Here is a 17,307-nt window from a genome sequence, read left to right on the forward strand (position 1 = left end):
AATGGAAACCGTCCGCCGTCATATCGAAAGCCAGGTACTCAGCCTGACCGGCCTCGCCCTGGGCGGGGTCGACTTCGAGTCGCCCCAGGGCGACCCCGGCCTGTTCGGGCCGGACTCCGTGAGCTGGAGAGTCCACGGTGACTTCAGCTCGATGCTCATCGGCGGCATCAGCGCCCTGCTCCTGCAGATGCTGCACCCGGCCGCCCTCGGCGGCGTCTGGGACCATTCCAACTTCCGCGCCGACATGCTCGGCCGCCTGCGCCGCACCGGGCAGTTCATCTCCGCCACCACCTACGGCTCGCGCGGTGACGCCGAGAAGCTGATCGAACGTGTGCGGCGCATCCATGACAACGTGCACGGCACGCTCCCCGACGGCACATCCTACGCGGCCAGCGACCCGGACCTGCTGACCTGGGTGCACGTCGCCGAAGTCAGCTGCTTCCTCGCCTCGCACCTGCGCTACCTGAACCCGGACCTTTCCGGCGAAGAGCAGGATCGTTACTACGATGAGATAGCCCTCATCGCCGAGCGTCTCGGCGCACGGGATGTACCACGCTCCCGCGCGGAAGTAGCCGCCTACCTGCAACGCATGCGACCGCAGCTTCGCTACGACGAACGCACCCGCGAGGTGGTCAGTGTCCTGTTCAACGCCCCCGCCCCGAGCTTCCTCGCCAAGCCCTTCGGCATGCTGATGATGCGTGCCGGCATCGACCTGCTGCCGGACTGGGCGACCGATCAGCTCGGTCTGAGCCTGGGAAGCCTGCAACGGCAGCTGATCCGCTCCAGCGTGAGGCGCAGCGTGCCATTGCTGCGCTGGGCGGTACGCAATGGCTCACTGCACCGCGCACGCCGCCGCATGGGTTTACCACCTCTGCGCTGAAGCGTGACCACCCGGTTCGGAGGGTGGTGAGCCGGCGGCGGGCATGCAACCATGACCGTTCGCTGCGGCCTCGCCGCTTCCGACAGAGGATTCGTGTCATGCAAGAAGTCGTCATCGTCGCTGCCACCCGTACCGCCATCGGCAGCTTCCAGGGTTCGCTTTCCGCACTGCCGGCCCATGAATTGGGCGCTGCAGTCATTCGCAGCCTGCTGCAACAGACCGGCCTGGACCCTGCCCGGGTCGACGAGGTGATCCTCGGCCAGACCCTGACCGCCGGCGCCGGCCAGAACCCGGCACGCCAGGCCTCCATCGCCGCCGGCCTGCCCAACAGCGTACCGGCGATGACGGTGAACAAGGTCTGCGGCTCCGGCCTCAAGGCACTGCACCTGGCCGCCCAGGCGATCCGCTGTGGCGACGCCCAGGTCATCATTGCCGGTGGCCAGGAAAGCATGAGCCTCGCCCCCTATCTCATGCCCGGCGCCCGCACCGGCCTGCGCATGGGCCACGCCAAGCTGATCGACAGCATGATCCAGGACGGCCTGTGGGACGCCTTCAACGACTATCACATGGGCATCACCGCTGAGAACCTGGTGGAGAAGTACGGCATCAGCCGCGAGGAGCAGGACGCCTTCGCCGCCGAGTCCCAGCGAAAGGCGACCGCGGCCATCGAAGCAGGCCGCTTCAAGGCCGAGATCACTCCCATCGAGATTCCCCAGCGCAAGGGCGAACCGCTGCGCTTCGACACCGACGAGCAGCCACGCGCCGGCACTACAGCCGAGTCCCTGGCCAAGCTCAAGCCGGCGTTCAAGAAGGACGGCAGCGTGACCGCCGGCAACGCTTCGACCCTCAATGACGGCGCCGCCGCCGTCCTGCTGATGAGCGCTGCCAAGGCCGCCGAACTGGGTCTGCCGGTATTGGCCCGCATCGCCGCCTACGCGAACGCGGGTGTCGATCCGGCCATCATGGGCATCGGCCCGGTCTCGGCCACCCGCCGCTGCCTGGAGAAAGCCGGCTGGCAGCTTGCCGACCTGGACCTGATCGAAGCCAACGAGGCGTTCGCCGCCCAGGCACTGTCGGTTGGCAAGGAGTTGGGGTGGGATGCTGCAAAGGTGAATGTGAACGGCGGTGCCATTGCCCTTGGTCACCCCATCGGCGCATCGGGCTGCCGCGTGCTCGTCACCCTGTTGCACGAGATGCTGCGCCGCGATGCGAAAAAAGGCCTCGCGACGCTCTGTATCGGCGGTGGGCAGGGTGTGGCGCTGGCTCTGCAGCGGTAACACCCGCTGGCTTGCTGAGCAGAATTCACTCTGCCCAGCAAGTCTCCGCGCACGCTGGGAGGGCCACCCCCCGCCAACTTGATTCCCCGCATACTTTCAGTCCTACACATAGGAATATTCCGTAGGTGCTTGAACAACTGGTCTATCTTCAAGATCAATGCGCGCAATTATTCGGACTCAGGGAGTCAGTTATGAAGAAGCGTGTGGTGCTGATCGAAGACCACCCCGCAATGCGTTTGGCGATCCGCTCGTTGCTGGAGCAGGATCCGCAGTTCGAAGTGGTCCGTGAAGCGTCCGATGGCCACGGCGGGCTGGATGCCGTACGCAAGGAACGCCCCGATCTGGTGATACTCGATCTCAATCTGCCCGGCATGGACGGCCTCGACCTGCTGGCGCGCATCCATATCTTCGACGAGAACATTCGCCTGCTGGTATTGAGCTCGCAGGATGAACGCCTGTACTCCAGCAAGGTCGAAGCGGCCGGCGCGCATGGATTCGTCAGCAAGAACAAGGACACCAGCGCCATCCTCAACGCGGCGCGTATGCTGATTTCGGGCTATCGCTGCTTCCCGGAAAAGGCCCTGAGCATCGACAAGAATACCGACCCGGTGGCTAGCCTCACGCCGCGGGAACTGGTCGTGCTGCGCAGCCTGGTGAGAGGCATGAGCAACAAGGACATTGCCGAGGAACTGTTCCTCAGTCAGAAGACTGTCAGCACTTACAAGACGCGCATTCTGGAGAAGCTGAACCTGGAAAGCCTCGTGGGCCTGGTCGAATTCGCCCGCACCCATCGCCTGAATGACTGACCGACATCACTGAAAACCGCGTCCGAAGGCGGCTATCGAATCGAAGAATCACAGCCGTGCCATACTCCTGTAGCACGTCACGACGGAAACGACTCTCGCCATGCCCAAAGGATTGAAACGCGCCTTCGGCGCGGTAGTGCTGTTGGCCCTCTTCTATTGCCTGCTGGGTTTTCTCATCCTGCCCGGCGTTGGACTGCGGATAGCCAACCAGCAACTGGCCCACTACTCGACCGTTCCGGCGCGTCTGGAGCGCATCGAGTTCAACCCATTCAGCCTTGAACTCACCCTCTGGGGCCTGCATCTGGGTGCCGATGGACAGGAGCAGGTGCGCTTCCGGCGCCTTTACGCCAACCTCGAACTCGACAGCCTGTGGAAGCGCAGGCTGCACCTCGCCGACGTCGAACTGGACGCACCGCACACCGAACTGCTGTTCGCCGAGAACGGCACGCTGAACCTGAGCAGACTGTTCAAGCTGCCGCCCAGTGCGCCGGCCCCGGCCCAGGAAGAGCCCAGCGATCCCTTCCCCCTGCGCATCGACCGCATCCGCCTCGCCGAAGGCAGCCTGCATTTCCTCGACCGCCGCCCCAGCGAGCCAGTGGAGTTCGTCTTCGACCCAATGGGCTTCGAGCTGCACAACCTCAGCACCCTGCCTGAGGACGGCGCCGAAATGACCCTGGTCGCCACCGGCCCCCACGGCGGCAAGCTCGACTGGAAGGGTGACTTGAGCATCGTGCCCTTCACTTCCAAGGGCAGCTTCACCCTCGATGGCGTGCCGCTGAAGGCCTGGTGGCCCTACGTGCGGGACAATGCACCGCTGAACCTGAACAACGGCATCCTGAGCGTGGCCTCCGACTACCACCTGGATCTTTCGAAGGGGACGCAACTCCTGCTGGACAAGGCCGCCATCAAGCTGCGTGACCTGGACCTCAGTTCCCCCGAAGGCAAACCACTGGCCAAGCTTGCCACCCTGGATGTCGCCGAAACCACCCTGGACCTCGTCAAGCAGGAAGTGGTGGTCGGCCAGATCCGCAGCCAAGGACTGGAAGCCTGGGCGGCGCGGGAGAAGGACGGCCAGCTGGACTGGCAGAAGCTCTTCGCCAACTTCAAACCCTACAAGCGCCCCGAGGAACCCTCGCCGCAAGCGCAGGCCGCTCCCAAGCCAGCGCCTGCCAGCGAGGCGGTAGCTGCAGCCGGCGAGGAGCAGAAGGCGCCGACCGACCAACCGCAAACCCAGCCCAGCGCTGCCGCCACAACAGCCCAGACCGAGCCAGCCAAACCGGCCGTACCGTCCCAGCCAGAAACCAACCCAGGAGCCAAGCCCGCCGCGGTTGACAAGCCTGCACAGGCAACCGAGCAGACCAGACCGACCGAGCCGCCGAAGCCATGGCATGTGGTTTTGCGCGACACCCAACTGCGCGGCTACAAGGCTCACCTGGCTGATCGCGCGCCGGGCAAACCGGTGGCCCTGGAAATCGGCCCGCTGGACCTGGATCTGCAGAACGTCGACAGCGGCCTGACCTCGCCACTGCAGCTCAAGCTCAAGGCCGGTCTCGGCCCGCGCGGGCAGATCGAAGCCAATGGCCAGGTCATCCCCAGCCCGGTCAGCGCCAAGCTTAAGGTTTCGACCCGCGACATCGACCTGCGCGTTGCCCAAGCCTACATCGACCCGTTCATTCGCCTGGAACTGCGCAGCGGCCTGCTGTCCAGCGACCTGAACGTTGACCTGAAGAGCACCGAACCGCTGGCTTTCAGCGTCACCGGAAGCGCCCAGGTCACCCAGTTGCACACCCTGGATACTCTCAAGAGCCGCGACTTCGTCAAATGGACCAAGCTGACCCTCGACGGCCTGGCCTACAAGCATGGCGACAGCCTGGTGATCCAGACCGTCTCACTGGAAGAGCCCTACGCACGCTTCATCATCAACGAGGATCGCAGCACCAACGTCAGCGAGCTGATTATCCCGCAGCCAGAGTCCAGCTCGTCGTCGGCGAGCAAGGGCAGCGCCTCGGGCAGCAACAGCAAGCCGCTGGGCATCCGTATCGGTGGCGTGAAGATCAACAACGGTTCGGCCAACTTCGCCGACCTGACCCTGCGCCCGGACTTCGCCACGGCCATCCAGCAACTGGCCGGCGAGATCGGCACAATCGACAACCGCAATCCGGCACCCGCCTCGGTAGACGTGAAAGGCAAGGTCGACAAGTACGCGCCGGTCACCATCAAGGGCAGCCTAAACCCGTTCTCGCCGCTGGAGAAACTGGACATCGCCACCAGCTTCAAGCGTGTCGAACTGACCACCCTGACGCCTTACTCCGGCAAGTTCGCCGGCTACCGCATCCGCAAGGGCCGGCTGAATCTGGATCTGCATTACCAGATCACCCAGGGCAAGCTCAAAGCCGACAACAAGGTGCTGGTGGAACACCTCCAGCTGGGCGAGAAGGTCGACAGCCCGGACGCAGTGGACCTGCCGGTGAAACTGGCGATCGCCCTGCTCAAGGACGCCAACGGCAACATCGACATCCAATTGCCGGTGGAAGGCGACCTGAACAACCCGCAGTTCAGCGTCATGCCCATCGTCTGGCAAACCCTGCGCAACCTGGTCGTGCGCGCGGTGCAAGCCCCGTTCAACTTTATCGCCGGCCTGGCCAGTGGCGGTGGCGGGCCGGACCTGAGCAACGTGGTGTTCGCCCCCGGCTCCAGCGAGCTGGACGCCAGCGCCCAGGGCAATCTCGACAAGCTGGCCGAAGCCCTCAAGCAGCGTCCGGCGCTGAAGCTGGAAGTCGAAGGCGTCGCCGCGGCCGCCAGCGATGGCCCGCTACTGGCCGACAAGCGCCTGAAGCAGGAATACCAGAAGAACTACTACAGCATGTTGCAGCGCCGCGGCGACAAGGTACCCAGCGACGCGAGCCAGTTGGAAGTGCCGGAAGACCTGCAGCCGGTCCTGCTCGAAGGCGTTTACCGCGCGCGCCTGAAGAAGCAACCGCCAGCGGAATGGCAGGACCTGAGCAAGGACGAGCGTTCGGCGAAGATGCGCCAGGCCGTGCTCGATTCCTGGAGCGACAGCCAGTTGCTGCTGCGCAAGCTCGGTCAGGAGCGCGCAACCCAGATCAAGGACTACCTGGTCGCCAAGGGTGGCCTGGGTGACGACCGCATCTACCTCATCGACGTCAGCTTCGGCGAAGCGGAGAATGGTGGCAGTGTGGCCACCCAGCTTCACCTTGATAGCGAATAAGGAGTCGGTCGATGAAAGCCCTGACCTGGATGTCCTGCGCCCTGCTGCTTTGCGCGGCGGGCGCCCAGGCGGAAAGCATGCGTTGCGGAAGCGCCCTGATCAACGCCGGCGACCGCGCCTGGGAAGTCGAGCAGAAGTGCGGCGCGCCGGATCACCGTGACGAAGTCGGTTACACCCTCGGCGGTTACGATCGCCGCGAGTACCGGGTCGAGGAGTGGGTCTATGGTCCGCGCAATGGCACCAGCTACATCCTCACCTTCGAAGCCAACAAACTCAAAAGCATCGAGTTCAAACGCAATTGAAGACCCCCCTCGCACTGCTGCTGGCGGCCATTGCGCTGCCCCTTACCTTCACCGCCCTTGACGCACAGGCCGCCAGCCTGCGCTGCAGCAGCAAACTCATAAGCACCGGCGATGTCACCAGCGACGTACTCAGCCGGTGCGGCGAGCCTGTCAGCCGCTCCTTCCTCGGGTACAAGCAGGTACCCGGCCCGCGTTATGGCGAGTCGATGGAAGTAGCCGTGGAAGAATGGATCTACGGTCCCTGGAGCGGCATGCTGTATTTCGTCCGCTTCGAGGGCAACCGCCTGAGCGATATCCAGAGCAAGCGCAGCGGCAACTGACAGCCGCGGTGGCGAGTGCTAGTCTCGCCGCCACTCACGCATTTACGCCATTCGGGCCAAGGACCGGTCGCCATGGTTATCGTCCCCGCCGAGCACCCGCTGGACTGGAAGAAACCTCCCGTCATCACGCTGCTGCTGATCGTCATCAACGTCCTGATCTACTTCGGCTACCAGGGTGGCGACAGCACCCGGCGCGAAGAAGCCGTGCGCATCTACCTCGAACAGGACCTGCTCAGCCATGAGCGGCCATTGTTCAGCGCCTCGCTGGAACGCCGCGACCGATTGGAAGCCGATCAGCAGCGAGCCCTCGAAGCCCTTCCCCGGCAGCGATTGGCCTGGCTGGTACTCTCGGACCTGGAGTTCGGCCACGAACTGCGCGCCATGCCCGCCTTCCAGCAGGACGCCGCCTGGCAGGCGTCACGCCTAAGGGCTGAAGCGGCGCGCGATCAGACCAGCAGCCTGCGTTTCGGCTTCATCCCCGAGCGCTTCACAGTGCTGGGCTTGTTTGGCTCGATGTTCCTCCACGGCAGTTTCTGGCATCTGGCCGGCAACATGGTGTTCCTGTTCATCTTCGGCTTCACCCTCGAAGCGGCGCTGGGCCGCGCCCTGTATCTGGGCCTCTACCTGTTCAGCGGCCTGTGCTCAGGCCTGCTGTGGTGGGCGCTCGATCCTTCCTGGGTGCCGGGTATCGGTGCCTCAGGCGCCATTTCCGGCCTGATGGGCATGTATATCGGCGTCTACGGCCTACGGCGCATCCAGTTCTTCTACTGGCTCGGGCCCCTGATGGGCTACCTCAAGGCACCGGCGCTGTGGATCCTGCCACTGTGGCTGGGCAAGGAACTGTTCGGGCTGGTTCGTGCCGCCGACCACGTGAACTACTACGCGCACATCGGCGGCCTGGTTTCCGGTTTTCTTGCCGTCTGGCTACCCCGCAAGCTGGGGCGCATGCCGGTGGACGAGGCCTACCTGAGCAAGGAAGACCCCGAGGCCCCCTTCAAGCGCGCGCTAGCGTCGCTGGACGAACAGATTGGCCGCTTTGCCCTCGACCAGGCCGCTGCACGCGGACCGGAGCTGCTGCGGCAATTTCCTGGACAACCGGTGCTGGTCGAGCGCCTCTACGGCGTAGCCAAGGGGAGACAGGACCGCGCACTGATGAGTGAAACCCTCAAGCAATTGTTCGCCTTGCCACCCTCCACGACAGCCGATGCGCTACTGCGCCGTCTCGCCGAGGAAAGTGCCGCTAGTGGCGCCGGGTTGCTGGCCCACCCAGCTATTCAATTGCACCTATTGCGCAAACTGCTCCAACGCAATGAATCCGCCCAGGCGCTGAACTGCTGGCGTCGTCTGTCGCGCTCGGGCCAACTTCCCGAACCGCTGCCCGGCCTGACCTTGCAACTGGCAAAGCAGATGGGGCAGAAAGGCGACCTGCAGGCCGTGCGCGAACTTTCGCGCTTCCTCCGTCAGCACTACCCGGAAGCCGATCCGACCCGACAGCTGACGATCTACCAGCAGCACCTCGCCCCCTGACTCGCCCATGAAAAAGCCCCGCCGGCGAACCGGCGGGGCTTGGACCATCCCTGTCCCTGGAATCTACAGACGGCTGCTGAAATCGCGGACTTCCTCTTCCGCTTTCTCTTTGGTCCAGCCGTAGCGTTCCTGCAGTTTGCCGACCAGGTACTCGGCGTGTCCGTCTGCCGCTTGCACATCGTCGTCGGTCAGCTTGCCCCACTTTTCCTTCATGGTGCCGGACAGCTGCTTCCACTTGCCTTTGATGACGTCAGTGTTCATGGCGATCCTCCTGCTTGAGGTTGGATAGGGTAAGAGCCTGTGGTTCTTACTCGACCGATTTCAGGCCATCGGCGGAGACGGCAGTCACGCCCTTGATGCCTTTGGCGGTCTTGATCGCCAGTTCCTTCTCGGCGTCGGTCTTGACGTTACCGGAAAGCGAGACCACACCTTTGTTAGTCTCGACTTTGATGTTGGTGCCGCTGATGTCTTTGTCAGCGATCAGGCTGGACTTCACCTTGCTGGTGATCCAGGTATCAGAGACCGCCTCTTCGGTTTTCTGGACTGTCTCGTTGGCGGCCAGAGTCGTCGGCTGGGCGAACACCGAGTTGGCGAACGAGAAGCTCAGGGCGGTTGCAGTGGCAGCGGCGAGAGCCAGTTTGTTGAAACGTTTCATGGCGGTTTCTCCTGAATTATTGGAAAACTGCGGCCCGTGCCTGGCAGCAGTTGCACTAGGACTATCGCAAGCCCTGTGCCAGCTTTTCTAATTCAGCAAAAACCTTATAAATCAACAAGTTGAATAAATGCCAAAAGCGCCTGTCGCTTGCAGTTTGCAAAAACTGCCGTTGCGCTTCATGCAGGTTGCACGATCAGGTGCCAGAGTTGCGCCCCAACTTAGCGAGCACCGCCTCGAGTTGTACCACCTCCCCCATCTGCTCGAACGCGGGGTAGCGCTGACGAATGAAGGCCAGTAGCTGCTGCGCGGGCTCGACCTGCCCAAGCCGTTCCGAAAACGCCCGTGCCGCCATCAGGTACGCGCGCGGAATGCCGGGGTAATCCGGGAAACGCTTGTGCAGGTTGCGCAGCAGGCTCAGCCCCTCTCGGGCCTTGTGGCGCTCGATCAGGACCTCGGCAATGCGCTCGCACACGCTCGGATCCTCCGGTAAGTAATCTGCCTGCAACTGTCGGGCATTGAGGAATGCGCTGGCGGCCAACTGCGGATTGAGCCGGCTGGCCAGGCCAAGATAATGCGGCAGATGGTTCAGGCACTCGGCGCGCTCATTCAAGGCGAAGAGCAGTTGGTGATAACGCTCGTTCAGCTTGAGGTCCTGGCGTCCTTCACGCAGGGCGGCGACCAGAATCTCCAGGGCGGCGCCGGTCTGCCCCTCCTTGACCCGCACTTCCGCCTCGGCCAGCGCCTTGCGGCGATGCCATTCCGGCGCGGCAAAGCCGGCTGGTGCGTCTTCCCCGGCGGAGACGTAGCCCAGCTCGCCCTGATACTGGAACACGGCATAGCCCATCATGGCGCACATCACCACGGAGAAATAACCGGTCAGCCCCGCCACTATCGGGACCATTACCACGCGTGGCAGTCCGTTGGAGAGCAACCAGCCGACATAGGTGGGCGATTGCCAGAGGATGAACAGGAACACGCAGAGAATGAGGTAACGCCAGCCCATGGCGGCAATGACCTGCCCTACTTCACTGGGGCTGAGCGCGGAGCCCAGGCTCTTGTCCAGGGACAGGCGGATGATGCTCGCCGGCAGCACCAGCATGAGGCCGATGTTGGCGGCCCAGTAAACGGCCTCGCTGTGGAAGTCGGCCGCCAGCCAGAGAAGGACCAGGGCGATCAGGAAGACCGCCAGTTGCTGAAAGAAGGTCCGCAGGCTGTCGGCGCTGAAGGCTTCGATCAGGCCCGGGGCGTCCTGACCGCCAAAGCTCGCGGTTTCGATCACGCTATGCAGGTACTTGGTCGCCACGCTGAGCAATGCGACCCAAAGCACGATCATGGCTGGCATGAACACACAAGCGAGTGCCAGCAAGGCGCAGAATGCCAGCGGCCCGGTCTGGAAGCCGTAGGCGAAGAACTTCGGCAGGCGCTCCCAGAAAGGTTGCGCGGTGTTGGCTGCTCCAAGGAAGCGCAGGTGGCCGCGGCACAACGGACACGCCGGCGCGTACTCGGGAGCATCGGCGTTGAGGGGAATGCAGCAATCGCCGTAATGCCGCTCGCACGGCTGGCAATGCCACGTCGCGGGCTGAGCACTGTGGTAGTGGCAGTAACGCTTGTCCATCTCGGGGCATCCTTGGAGCGAGATCGGCGAATAGCGCATTTTCAAGGCAAAAAAAGAGGGCCCGCAAGGGGCCCTCCTTCATTTCACCGATTGCTTACACGCCGGAGGCTTCAGCAGCGGCTACATCCTTGATCGACAGCTTGATGCGGCCACGGTTGTCCACATCGAGAACCAGGACTTTGACTTCCTGGCCTTCCTGCAGAACGTCGGTGACCTTGTCGATGCGCTTGTCGCTGATCTGCGAGATGTGCACCAGACCATCCTTGCCCGGCAGGATGTTGACGAAGGCACCGAAGTCCACGATGCGCTCAACCTTGCCAACGTAGATCTTGCCGATCTCGGCTTCCGCGGTGATGCCCAGAACGCGCTGCTTGGCGGCCTCGGCAGCTTCCTTGGTTTCGCCGTAGATCTTCACGCTGCCATCGTCCTCGATGTCGATCGAGGCCTTGGTCTCTTCGCAGATGCTGCGAATGGTGGCGCCGCCCTTGCCGATGACGTCGCGGATCTTGTCGGTGTCGATCTTCATCTGGATCATGGTCGGAGCGTTTTCCGACAGCTCCGCGCGCGGAGCGGCGATGATCTGGTTCATCTGGCCGAGGATGTTCAGGCGAGCTTCCAGGGCCTGGCCCAGGGCGATCTCCATGATCTCTTCGGTGATGCCGTTGATCTTGATGTCCATCTGCAGGGCGGTAACACCCTTGTCGGTACCGGCGACTTTGAAGTCCATGTCGCCCAAGTGGTCTTCGTCACCCAGGATGTCGGTCAGGATGGCGAACTTGTCGCCTTCCTTCACCAGACCCATGGCGATACCGGCAACCGGCGCCTTGACCGGAACACCGGCGTCCATCAGAGCCAGGGAAGCACCGCAAACGGAAGCCATGGAGCTGGAACCGTTGGATTCAGTGATCTCGGAAACGACGCGGATGGTGTAGGGGAACTCGTCCTGGGTCGGCAGCATGGCAGCAACGCTGCGACGTGCCAGACGGCCGTGGCCGATTTCACGACGGCCCGCGCTACCCATGCGGCCACACTCACCTACCGAGAACGGCGGGAAGTTGTAGTGCAGCATGAAGGGGTCTTTGCGCTCGCCTTCGAGGGTGTCGAGCAGCTGAGCGTCACGGGCGGTGCCGAGGGTGGCAACGACCAGAGCCTGGGTTTCGCCACGGGTGAACAGCGCCGAGCCGTGGGTCTTGCCCAGTACGCCGACTTCGATTCGCAGCGGACGAACGGTGCGGGTGTCACGGCCGTCGATGCGCGGTTTGCCGTTGACGATGTTTTCGCGAACGGTGCGGTACTCCAGCAGGCCGAAGACGTCTTTGACTTCAGCTGCGGAGAACTGGCCTTCGCCTTCGCCGGCGAACTTAGCGACAACTTCGTCACGCAGGGCGCCCAGGGCGGCATAACGGTCTTGCTTAACGGTGACGGTGTAGGCTTCGGAGATAGCGGCACCGAACTCGGCCTTGATGGCATTGACCAGGGCGGTGTTCTCCACCGGGGCAGCCCAGTTCCAGGTCGGCTTGCCGACTTCGGTAGCCAGCTCGGCAACGGCGCGGATAACCGACTGGAACTCTTCGTGTGCAAACAGCACAGCGCCCAGCATCTGGTCTTCGGTCAGCTCGTCGGCTTCGGATTCAACCATCAGCACGGCGTCGGAGGTGCCGGCCACGACCATGTCGAGGCTGGAGCTCTGCTGCTGCTCGTAGGTCGGGTTGAGGATGTAGCCGATTTCCGGGTGGAAGCCAACGCGGGCAGCGCCGATCGGGCCGGCGAACGGAATGCCGGAGATCGCCAGGGCGGCGGAGGTGCCGATCATGGCAGCGATGTCCGGATCGGACTTCTTGTTGGTGGAAACGACGGTGCAGACAACCTGCACTTCGTTCATGAAGCCTTCCGGGAACAGCGGGCGGATCGGACGGTCGATCAGGCGCGAGGTCAGGGTTTCCTTCTCGGAAGGACGGCCTTCACGCTTGAAGAAGCCGCCAGGGATGCGGCCGGCTGCGTAGGTCTTCTCCTGGTAGTGCACGGAGAGCGGGAAGAAGCTCTTGCTTGGGTCGGCCTGCTTGGCGCCGACGACGGTGCAGAGCACGGTGACGTCGTCCATGGTGACCAGGACGGCACCGGTGGCCTGGCGGGCGATGCGGCCAGTCTCGAGGGTTACAGTCGACTGACCGAACTGGAATTTCTTGGTTACCGGGTTCACGGTTTTTCTACCTTCGCTTTAGTTGCCTTGGGGGAAATTGTGGAAATGCCGGGAGTCGGACCCGTTTTCATTCCCTATAAAAGCGAGAAAGCCGGGAGCCAGAGCCGATGAGCGGTATACACCGCCCAACGACCCCGGACTCCCAGCTTCCCACTTCAGGCTTGCCGTCTTAGCGACGCAGGCCCAGGCGACCGATCAGGGCGCTGTAACGAGAGGTGTCCTTGCTCTTCAGGTAGTCCAGCAGCTTACGACGCTGGTTAACCATACGGATCAGGCCACGACGGGAGTGGTGGTCTTTGCCGTTGGCCTTGAAGTGATCCTGCAGCTTGTTGATGTTGGCGGACAGCAGTGCAACCTGCACTTCCGGGGAACCGGTGTCGCCTTCAGCTTGCTTGTACTCGTTAACGATCTGGGCTTTTTCTTGGACGCTCAGTGCCATGATGGGGCTTCCTCTGAGGTAACAGGCCAGGGACTTATCCCTGTGTTCATAATAAGAGGAGTGACCGTGCCTGCTGACAGCCACCCTCGGTTTCGGTCTTAAGACCGAATCAGTCGACGCGGCGCCAGGCGCCCGTCTTCGACCACTTCACCGATACCGATGAAGCGGCCCTCATGATCCTGCACCCGCAACATGCCGAACTTCGGCATATCGGGGGCGCGTACCGGCTGACCATGCAGCCAGTAATAGGCGCTGTGCTCCGACAACTGCAGCAGCGGCCAGTGCTCCAGGCCGGCATCCACCGGCAGCAGGAAGCGGTCGAGGGCTTCATTGCCACCCTCGGCATGGACTTTCTCGAGCTCATCCAGCGTGACCGACTGGTTCAGCTGGAAGGGACCTGCCTGTGTCCGGCGCAGGGCGGCGACGTGTGCGCCACAACCGAGTTCGCGGCCGAGATCTTCGACCAGGGTGCGAATGTAGGTGCCCTTGCTGCAGGAAACCGCCAGGGTCGCATAGGGCGACTCGAACGCGAGCATTTCCAGGCGCGCAATAGTAACAGAACGCGCCTCGCGCTCCACTACCTCTCCCGCACGGGCCAGCTTGTACAACGGCTGGCCGTCCTTCTTCAGGGCCGAGTACATCGGCGGCACCTGCTCTATGTCGCCACGGAAGCGAGGCAGCAGGGCCTCGATGGCTTCCCGACCAGCGGTCACTTCGCGCTGCTCGACTACTTCACCCTCGGCATCAGCGGTGGTGGTAGTGACGCCCAGCTTGGCAATCGTCTCGTAGGCTTTGTCGGCGTCGAGCAGGTACTGGGAGAACTTGGTCGCCTCGCCAAAGCACAGCGGCAGCACGCCGGTCGCCAGCGGGTCGAGGCTGCCGGTGTGGCCGGCCTTCTCGGCATTGAGCAGCCAGCGCACCTTCTGCAGCGCCTGGTTGGAGCTCATGCCCAGCGGCTTGTCGAGAATCAGCACACCGTTGACTGCACGGCGAATGCGTTTCACCTGGGCCACGCGTTACTCCTCGGAATCGCCGCCGCGACGATCGGCAGCCACCGCGCGTTCGATCAGCGCCGACAGCTCGGCACCACGGCGGATGCTGGCGTCGTAGCTGAAGTGCAGTTGCGGCACGGTGCGCAGCTTCATCGCCTTGCCCAGCTGCATACGCAGGAAGCCGGCAGCATCGTTGAGGATGCTGGTGTTCTGCTTCACCACTTCGGCGTTGTCGTCCTGGCCCATCACGGTGACGTACACCTTGGCATGGGACAGGTCACGGGCCACGTCGACACCGGTGATGGTCACCAGGCCGAGACGCGGGTCCTTGATTTCACGCTGGATCAGCAGCGCCAGTTCGCGCTGCATCTGGTCGCCGATACGCTGGGTACGGCTGTACTCTTTAGCCATTTTTCTAACCTGCTTACCCGAGCCGCGAGGCTCCGGGTCTGAAAGCGGCAAACGCCCGGGGCAGCAATTCAGCTGGCCCGGGCGCTGCGTTCACGCTCGAATACCCTTACAGAGTACGAGCGACTTCGACCTTCTCGAACACTTCGATCTTGTCGCCGACGCGGACGTCGTTGTAGCTCTTCACGCCAATACCGCACTCCATGCCGGCACGAACTTCGGAGACGTCATCCTTGAAGCGACGCAGGGACTCCAGCTCGCCTTCGAAGATAACCACGTCGTCGCGCAGTACACGGATCGGACGGTTGCGGTGCACCAGACCCTCGGTGACCATGCAGCCCGCGACCGCGCCGAACTTCGGCGAGCGGAACACGTCACGCACTTCGGCAATACCCAGGATGTTCTCGCGAACATCGCTGCCGAGCATGCCGGTCAGGGCTTTCTTGACGTCTTCAATGATGTCGTAGATCACGTTGTAGTAACGCATGTCGAGGCCTTCGGACTCGACAATCTTGCGCGCACCAGCGTCAGCACGGACGTTGAAGCCGAACAGCACCGCGTTGGAGGCCAGCGCCAGGTTGGCATCGGACTCGGTGATACCACCGACGCCGCCACCGACCACGCGAACCTGCACTTCGTCGTTGCCCAGGCCGCTGAGCGAACCCTGCAGGGCCTCCAGCGAACCACGGACATCGGACTTGAGGACGATGTTGAGGGTCTTCTTCTCTTCCTGGCCCATGTTCTCGAAGATGTTTTCCAGCTTGCCGGCGTGGGCACGAGCCAGTTTCACTTCGCGGAACTTGCCTTGGCGGAACAGAGCGACTTCGCGAGCTTTCTTCTCGTCGGTAATCACCGAGACTTCGTCACCCGCATCCGGCGTACCGTCCAGGCCGAGAATCTCGACTGGAATGGACGGACCCGCTTCCTTGATCGGCTTGCCGTTCTCGTCGAGCATCGCCCGAACGCGGCCGTAGTTGACGCCGACCAGGACCATGTCGCCCTGACGCAGGGTGCCGTCCTGGACCAGCACGGTGGCTACCGGGCCACGGCCCTTGTCCAGACGCGACTCGACTACCACGCCACGGCCCGGGGCCGAAGGAGTGGCTTTGAGTTCGAGCACTTCAGCCTGCAGCAGTACGGCTTCGAGCAGCTCGTCGACGCCGGTACCCAGCTTGGCGGAGACATGAACGTACGGAGCATCGCCGCCCCACTCCTCCGGGATCACATCCAGAGCGGCCAGGCCGTTCTTGATGTTGTCCGGGTTGGCGTCGGGCTTGTCGATCTTGTTCACCGCAACCACGATCGGCACGCCAGCCGCTTTCGCATGCTGTACGGCTTCCTGGGTCTGCGGCATTACGCCGTCGTCCGCTGCCACCACGAGGATGACAATATCGGTCGCCTGGGCACCACGGGCACGCATCGCGGTGAACGCAGCGTGGCCAGGGGTGTCGAGGAAGGTGACCATGCCGCGGTCGGTTTCCACATGGTAGGCGCCGATGTGCTGGGTGATGCCGCCGGCTTCGCCAGCTGCAACCTTCGCACGACGGATGTAGTCGAGCAGCGAAGTCTTGCCGTGGTCGACGTGGCCCATGACGGTCACGACCGGCGCGCGGGAGACGGCTTCGCCTTCGAACTTCAGGGATTCGGCCAGTTGCTCTTCCAGGGCATTCTCGCTAACCAGCTTGACCTTGTGGCCGAGCTCTTCGGCGATCAGCTGAGCGGTTTCCTGGTCGAGTACCTGATTGATGGTCACCGGGGTGCCCATCTTGAACATGAACTTGACGACCTCGGCACCCTTCACCGACATCTGGGCAGCGAGCTCGCCCACGGTGATGGTTTCGCCGATATTCACTTCACGCACAATCGGTCCTGTCGGGCTCTGGAACCCGTGCTGGTTACGCTTCTTCAGCTTGCCTTTGCCGCGGCCACCGCCACGACGGCCAAAGCTGTCGTCGTCGTCGCCACCACCGCTGCGAACAACGCGCGGGGCAGTGGTCTTTTCCTTTTCCTTGATCGACGGGCGATGCTGGGCATGCTTGCGATCACGACGCTCGTCTTCTTCGTCACGCTTGGGCGCGCGGCGCACTTCGTCCTTCTTGCGGTCGTCCGCAGCAGGAGCGGCAGCGGCCGGAGCAGCGGGCACGGCAGCCGGAGCAGCGGTACGCGGTGCCTCGGCGGAGGCCGGGGCGGCAGCCGCAGGAGCGACACCAGCGGTCTGGCGAGCGGCGTCGGCCTGACGGCGAGCCTCTTCTGCAGCGGCGCGCTGGCGAGCCTCTTCCTCGGCCTTCACACGTACAGCTTCTTCGGCGGCACGCTGCTCTTCCAGCTCGCGCTGACGCTCGGCCTCGACCTCTTCAGGGTCACGCTTGACGTAGGTCTTCTTCTTGCGAACCTCGACGCTGACGGTCTTGCTGCCAGCGACTCGAATGGTCGAGGTGGTCTTGCGTTGCAGGGTGATCTTGCGCGGCTCATCCGCGCGATCACCGTGGCTGCCTTTCAGGTGGGCCAGCAGCGCTTGCTTCTCGCTGTCGGTCACTACCTGCTCGGCATCGTTATGGGGCAGACCGGCTTCGCGCATCTGCTGCAGCAGGCGCTCCACCGGCGTATCGACCGTCTTGGCCAGTTCTTTCACCGTGACTTGCGTCATGCACTTCTCT

Annotated in this window: 15 protein-coding genes; 7 read left to right on the forward strand and 8 right to left on the reverse strand. The window is 63.2% G+C overall.

The features are described 5' to 3' along the window. The first annotated feature begins 1 nt into the window (after nt 1). The 7 genes from ACIPK7_RS26900 (at nt 2) to ACIPK7_RS26930 (ending at nt 8,341) form a co-directional block, all read left to right on the forward strand. Complete coding sequence (locus ACIPK7_RS26900) at nt 2–880, forward strand: oxygenase MpaB family protein (RefSeq protein ID WP_192435603.1); 879 nt, start codon at nt 2–4, stop codon at nt 878–880. 98 nt (nt 881–978) lie between these two features. Continuing rightward, on the forward strand, nt 979–2,157 hold the full coding sequence (locus ACIPK7_RS26905) for an acetyl-CoA C-acetyltransferase (protein ID WP_401091292.1): 1,179 nt from the start codon (nt 979–981) through the stop codon (nt 2,155–2,157). 191 nt (nt 2,158–2,348) lie between these two features. Then, nucleotides 2,349–2,963, forward strand: coding sequence for a response regulator (locus ACIPK7_RS26910; protein ID WP_401091294.1), 615 nt, complete (start codon nt 2,349–2,351; stop codon nt 2,961–2,963). Nucleotides 2,964–3,063: 100 nt separating this feature from the next. Next, a complete protein-coding gene (locus ACIPK7_RS26915) occupies nt 3,064–6,192 on the forward strand; it encodes a DUF748 domain-containing protein (RefSeq protein ID WP_401091296.1) in 3,129 nt (1,042 codons plus the stop codon). 11 nt (nt 6,193–6,203) lie between these two features. Further along, the gene (locus ACIPK7_RS26920; protein WP_139791700.1) at nt 6,204–6,494 is read left to right on the forward strand and encodes a DUF2845 domain-containing protein; all 291 of its coding nucleotides are present in this window, start codon (nt 6,204–6,206) and stop codon (nt 6,492–6,494) included. After that, nucleotides 6,491–6,814: a DUF2845 domain-containing protein gene (locus tag ACIPK7_RS26925; protein WP_401091298.1), complete on the forward strand. Its 324-nt coding sequence runs from the start codon at nt 6,491–6,493 to the stop codon at nt 6,812–6,814. The genes ACIPK7_RS26920 and ACIPK7_RS26925 overlap by 4 nt, the downstream gene beginning before the upstream one ends. A 72-nt stretch (nt 6,815–6,886) precedes the next feature. Then, nucleotides 6,887–8,341 (forward strand): rhomboid family intramembrane serine protease, encoded by a 1,455-nt coding sequence (locus tag ACIPK7_RS26930; RefSeq protein ID WP_401091300.1) that lies wholly within the window; start codon nt 6,887–6,889, stop codon nt 8,339–8,341. Nucleotides 8,342–8,404: 63 nt separating this feature from the next. Here ACIPK7_RS26930 and ACIPK7_RS26935 read toward each other — a convergent pair whose 3' ends face one another. From ACIPK7_RS26935 to infB, 8 genes are all read right to left on the reverse strand, one after another. Continuing rightward, the gene (locus ACIPK7_RS26935) at nt 8,405–8,602 is read right to left on the reverse strand and encodes a CsbD family protein (RefSeq protein WP_081520707.1); all 198 of its coding nucleotides are present in this window, start codon (nt 8,600–8,602) and stop codon (nt 8,405–8,407) included. A 46-nt stretch (nt 8,603–8,648) separates the two neighbouring features. Further along, nucleotides 8,649–8,996 (reverse strand): BON domain-containing protein, encoded by a 348-nt coding sequence (locus ACIPK7_RS26940; protein ID WP_192435598.1) that lies wholly within the window; start codon nt 8,994–8,996, stop codon nt 8,649–8,651. Between the two features lie 193 nt (nt 8,997–9,189). Then, nucleotides 9,190–10,611, reverse strand: coding sequence for a DUF4013 domain-containing protein (locus ACIPK7_RS26945; RefSeq protein ID WP_192435597.1), 1,422 nt, complete (start codon nt 10,609–10,611; stop codon nt 9,190–9,192). A gap of 94 nt (nt 10,612–10,705) precedes the next feature. Next, entirely contained in the window at nt 10,706–12,811 is a 2,106-nt protein-coding gene (gene pnp / locus ACIPK7_RS26950; RefSeq protein WP_192435596.1) for a polyribonucleotide nucleotidyltransferase, read from the reverse strand. Nucleotides 12,812–12,980: 169 nt separating this feature from the next. Further along, nucleotides 12,981–13,250, reverse strand: a complete 270-nt coding sequence (rpsO, locus tag ACIPK7_RS26955; RefSeq protein ID WP_017518939.1) for a 30S ribosomal protein S15 — start codon at nt 13,248–13,250, stop codon at nt 12,981–12,983. A 98-nt stretch (nt 13,251–13,348) separates the two neighbouring features. After that, on the reverse strand, nt 13,349–14,263 hold the full coding sequence (truB, locus tag ACIPK7_RS26960; protein WP_401091303.1) for a tRNA pseudouridine(55) synthase TruB: 915 nt from the start codon (nt 14,261–14,263) through the stop codon (nt 13,349–13,351). A 3-nt stretch (nt 14,264–14,266) separates the two neighbouring features. Next, nucleotides 14,267–14,653, reverse strand: a complete 387-nt coding sequence (gene rbfA, locus ACIPK7_RS26965; protein ID WP_045216758.1) for a 30S ribosome-binding factor RbfA — start codon at nt 14,651–14,653, stop codon at nt 14,267–14,269. Nucleotides 14,654–14,759: 106 nt separating this feature from the next. Further along, a complete protein-coding gene (gene infB / locus ACIPK7_RS26970) occupies nt 14,760–17,297 on the reverse strand; it encodes a translation initiation factor IF-2 (protein ID WP_401091305.1) in 2,538 nt (845 codons plus the stop codon). Nucleotides 17,298–17,307 lie beyond the last annotated feature (10 nt).

Origin of the sequence: Pseudomonas sp. NPDC086581 (assembly GCF_044746165.1) — a bacterium.
GTDB lineage: Bacteria > Pseudomonadota > Gammaproteobacteria > Pseudomonadales > Pseudomonadaceae > Pseudomonas.

Coding starts and splice junctions, on each gene's coding strand:
- ACIPK7_RS26900 (WP_192435603.1), top strand. CDS start 2: ATGGAAACCGTCCGCCGTCATATCGAAAGCCAGGTACTCAGCCTGACC.
- ACIPK7_RS26905 (WP_401091292.1), top strand. CDS start 979: ATGCAAGAAGTCGTCATCGTCGCTGCCACCCGTACCGCCATCGGCAGC.
- ACIPK7_RS26910 (WP_401091294.1), top strand. CDS start 2,349: ATGAAGAAGCGTGTGGTGCTGATCGAAGACCACCCCGCAATGCGTTTG.
- ACIPK7_RS26915 (WP_401091296.1), top strand. CDS start 3,064: ATGCCCAAAGGATTGAAACGCGCCTTCGGCGCGGTAGTGCTGTTGGCC.
- ACIPK7_RS26920 (WP_139791700.1), top strand. CDS start 6,204: ATGAAAGCCCTGACCTGGATGTCCTGCGCCCTGCTGCTTTGCGCGGCG.
- ACIPK7_RS26930 (WP_401091300.1), top strand. CDS start 6,887: ATGGTTATCGTCCCCGCCGAGCACCCGCTGGACTGGAAGAAACCTCCC.
- ACIPK7_RS26935 (WP_081520707.1), bottom strand. CDS start 8,602: ATGAACACTGACGTCATCAAAGGCAAGTGGAAGCAGCTGTCCGGCACC.
- ACIPK7_RS26940 (WP_192435598.1), bottom strand. CDS start 8,996: ATGAAACGTTTCAACAAACTGGCTCTCGCCGCTGCCACTGCAACCGCC.
- ACIPK7_RS26945 (WP_192435597.1), bottom strand. CDS start 10,611: ATGGACAAGCGTTACTGCCACTACCACAGTGCTCAGCCCGCGACGTGG.
- rpsO (WP_017518939.1), bottom strand. CDS start 13,250: ATGGCACTGAGCGTCCAAGAAAAAGCCCAGATCGTTAACGAGTACAAG.
- rbfA (WP_045216758.1), bottom strand. CDS start 14,653: ATGGCTAAAGAGTACAGCCGTACCCAGCGTATCGGCGACCAGATGCAG.
- infB (WP_401091305.1), bottom strand. CDS start 17,297: ATGACGCAAGTCACGGTGAAAGAACTGGCCAAGACGGTCGATACGCCG.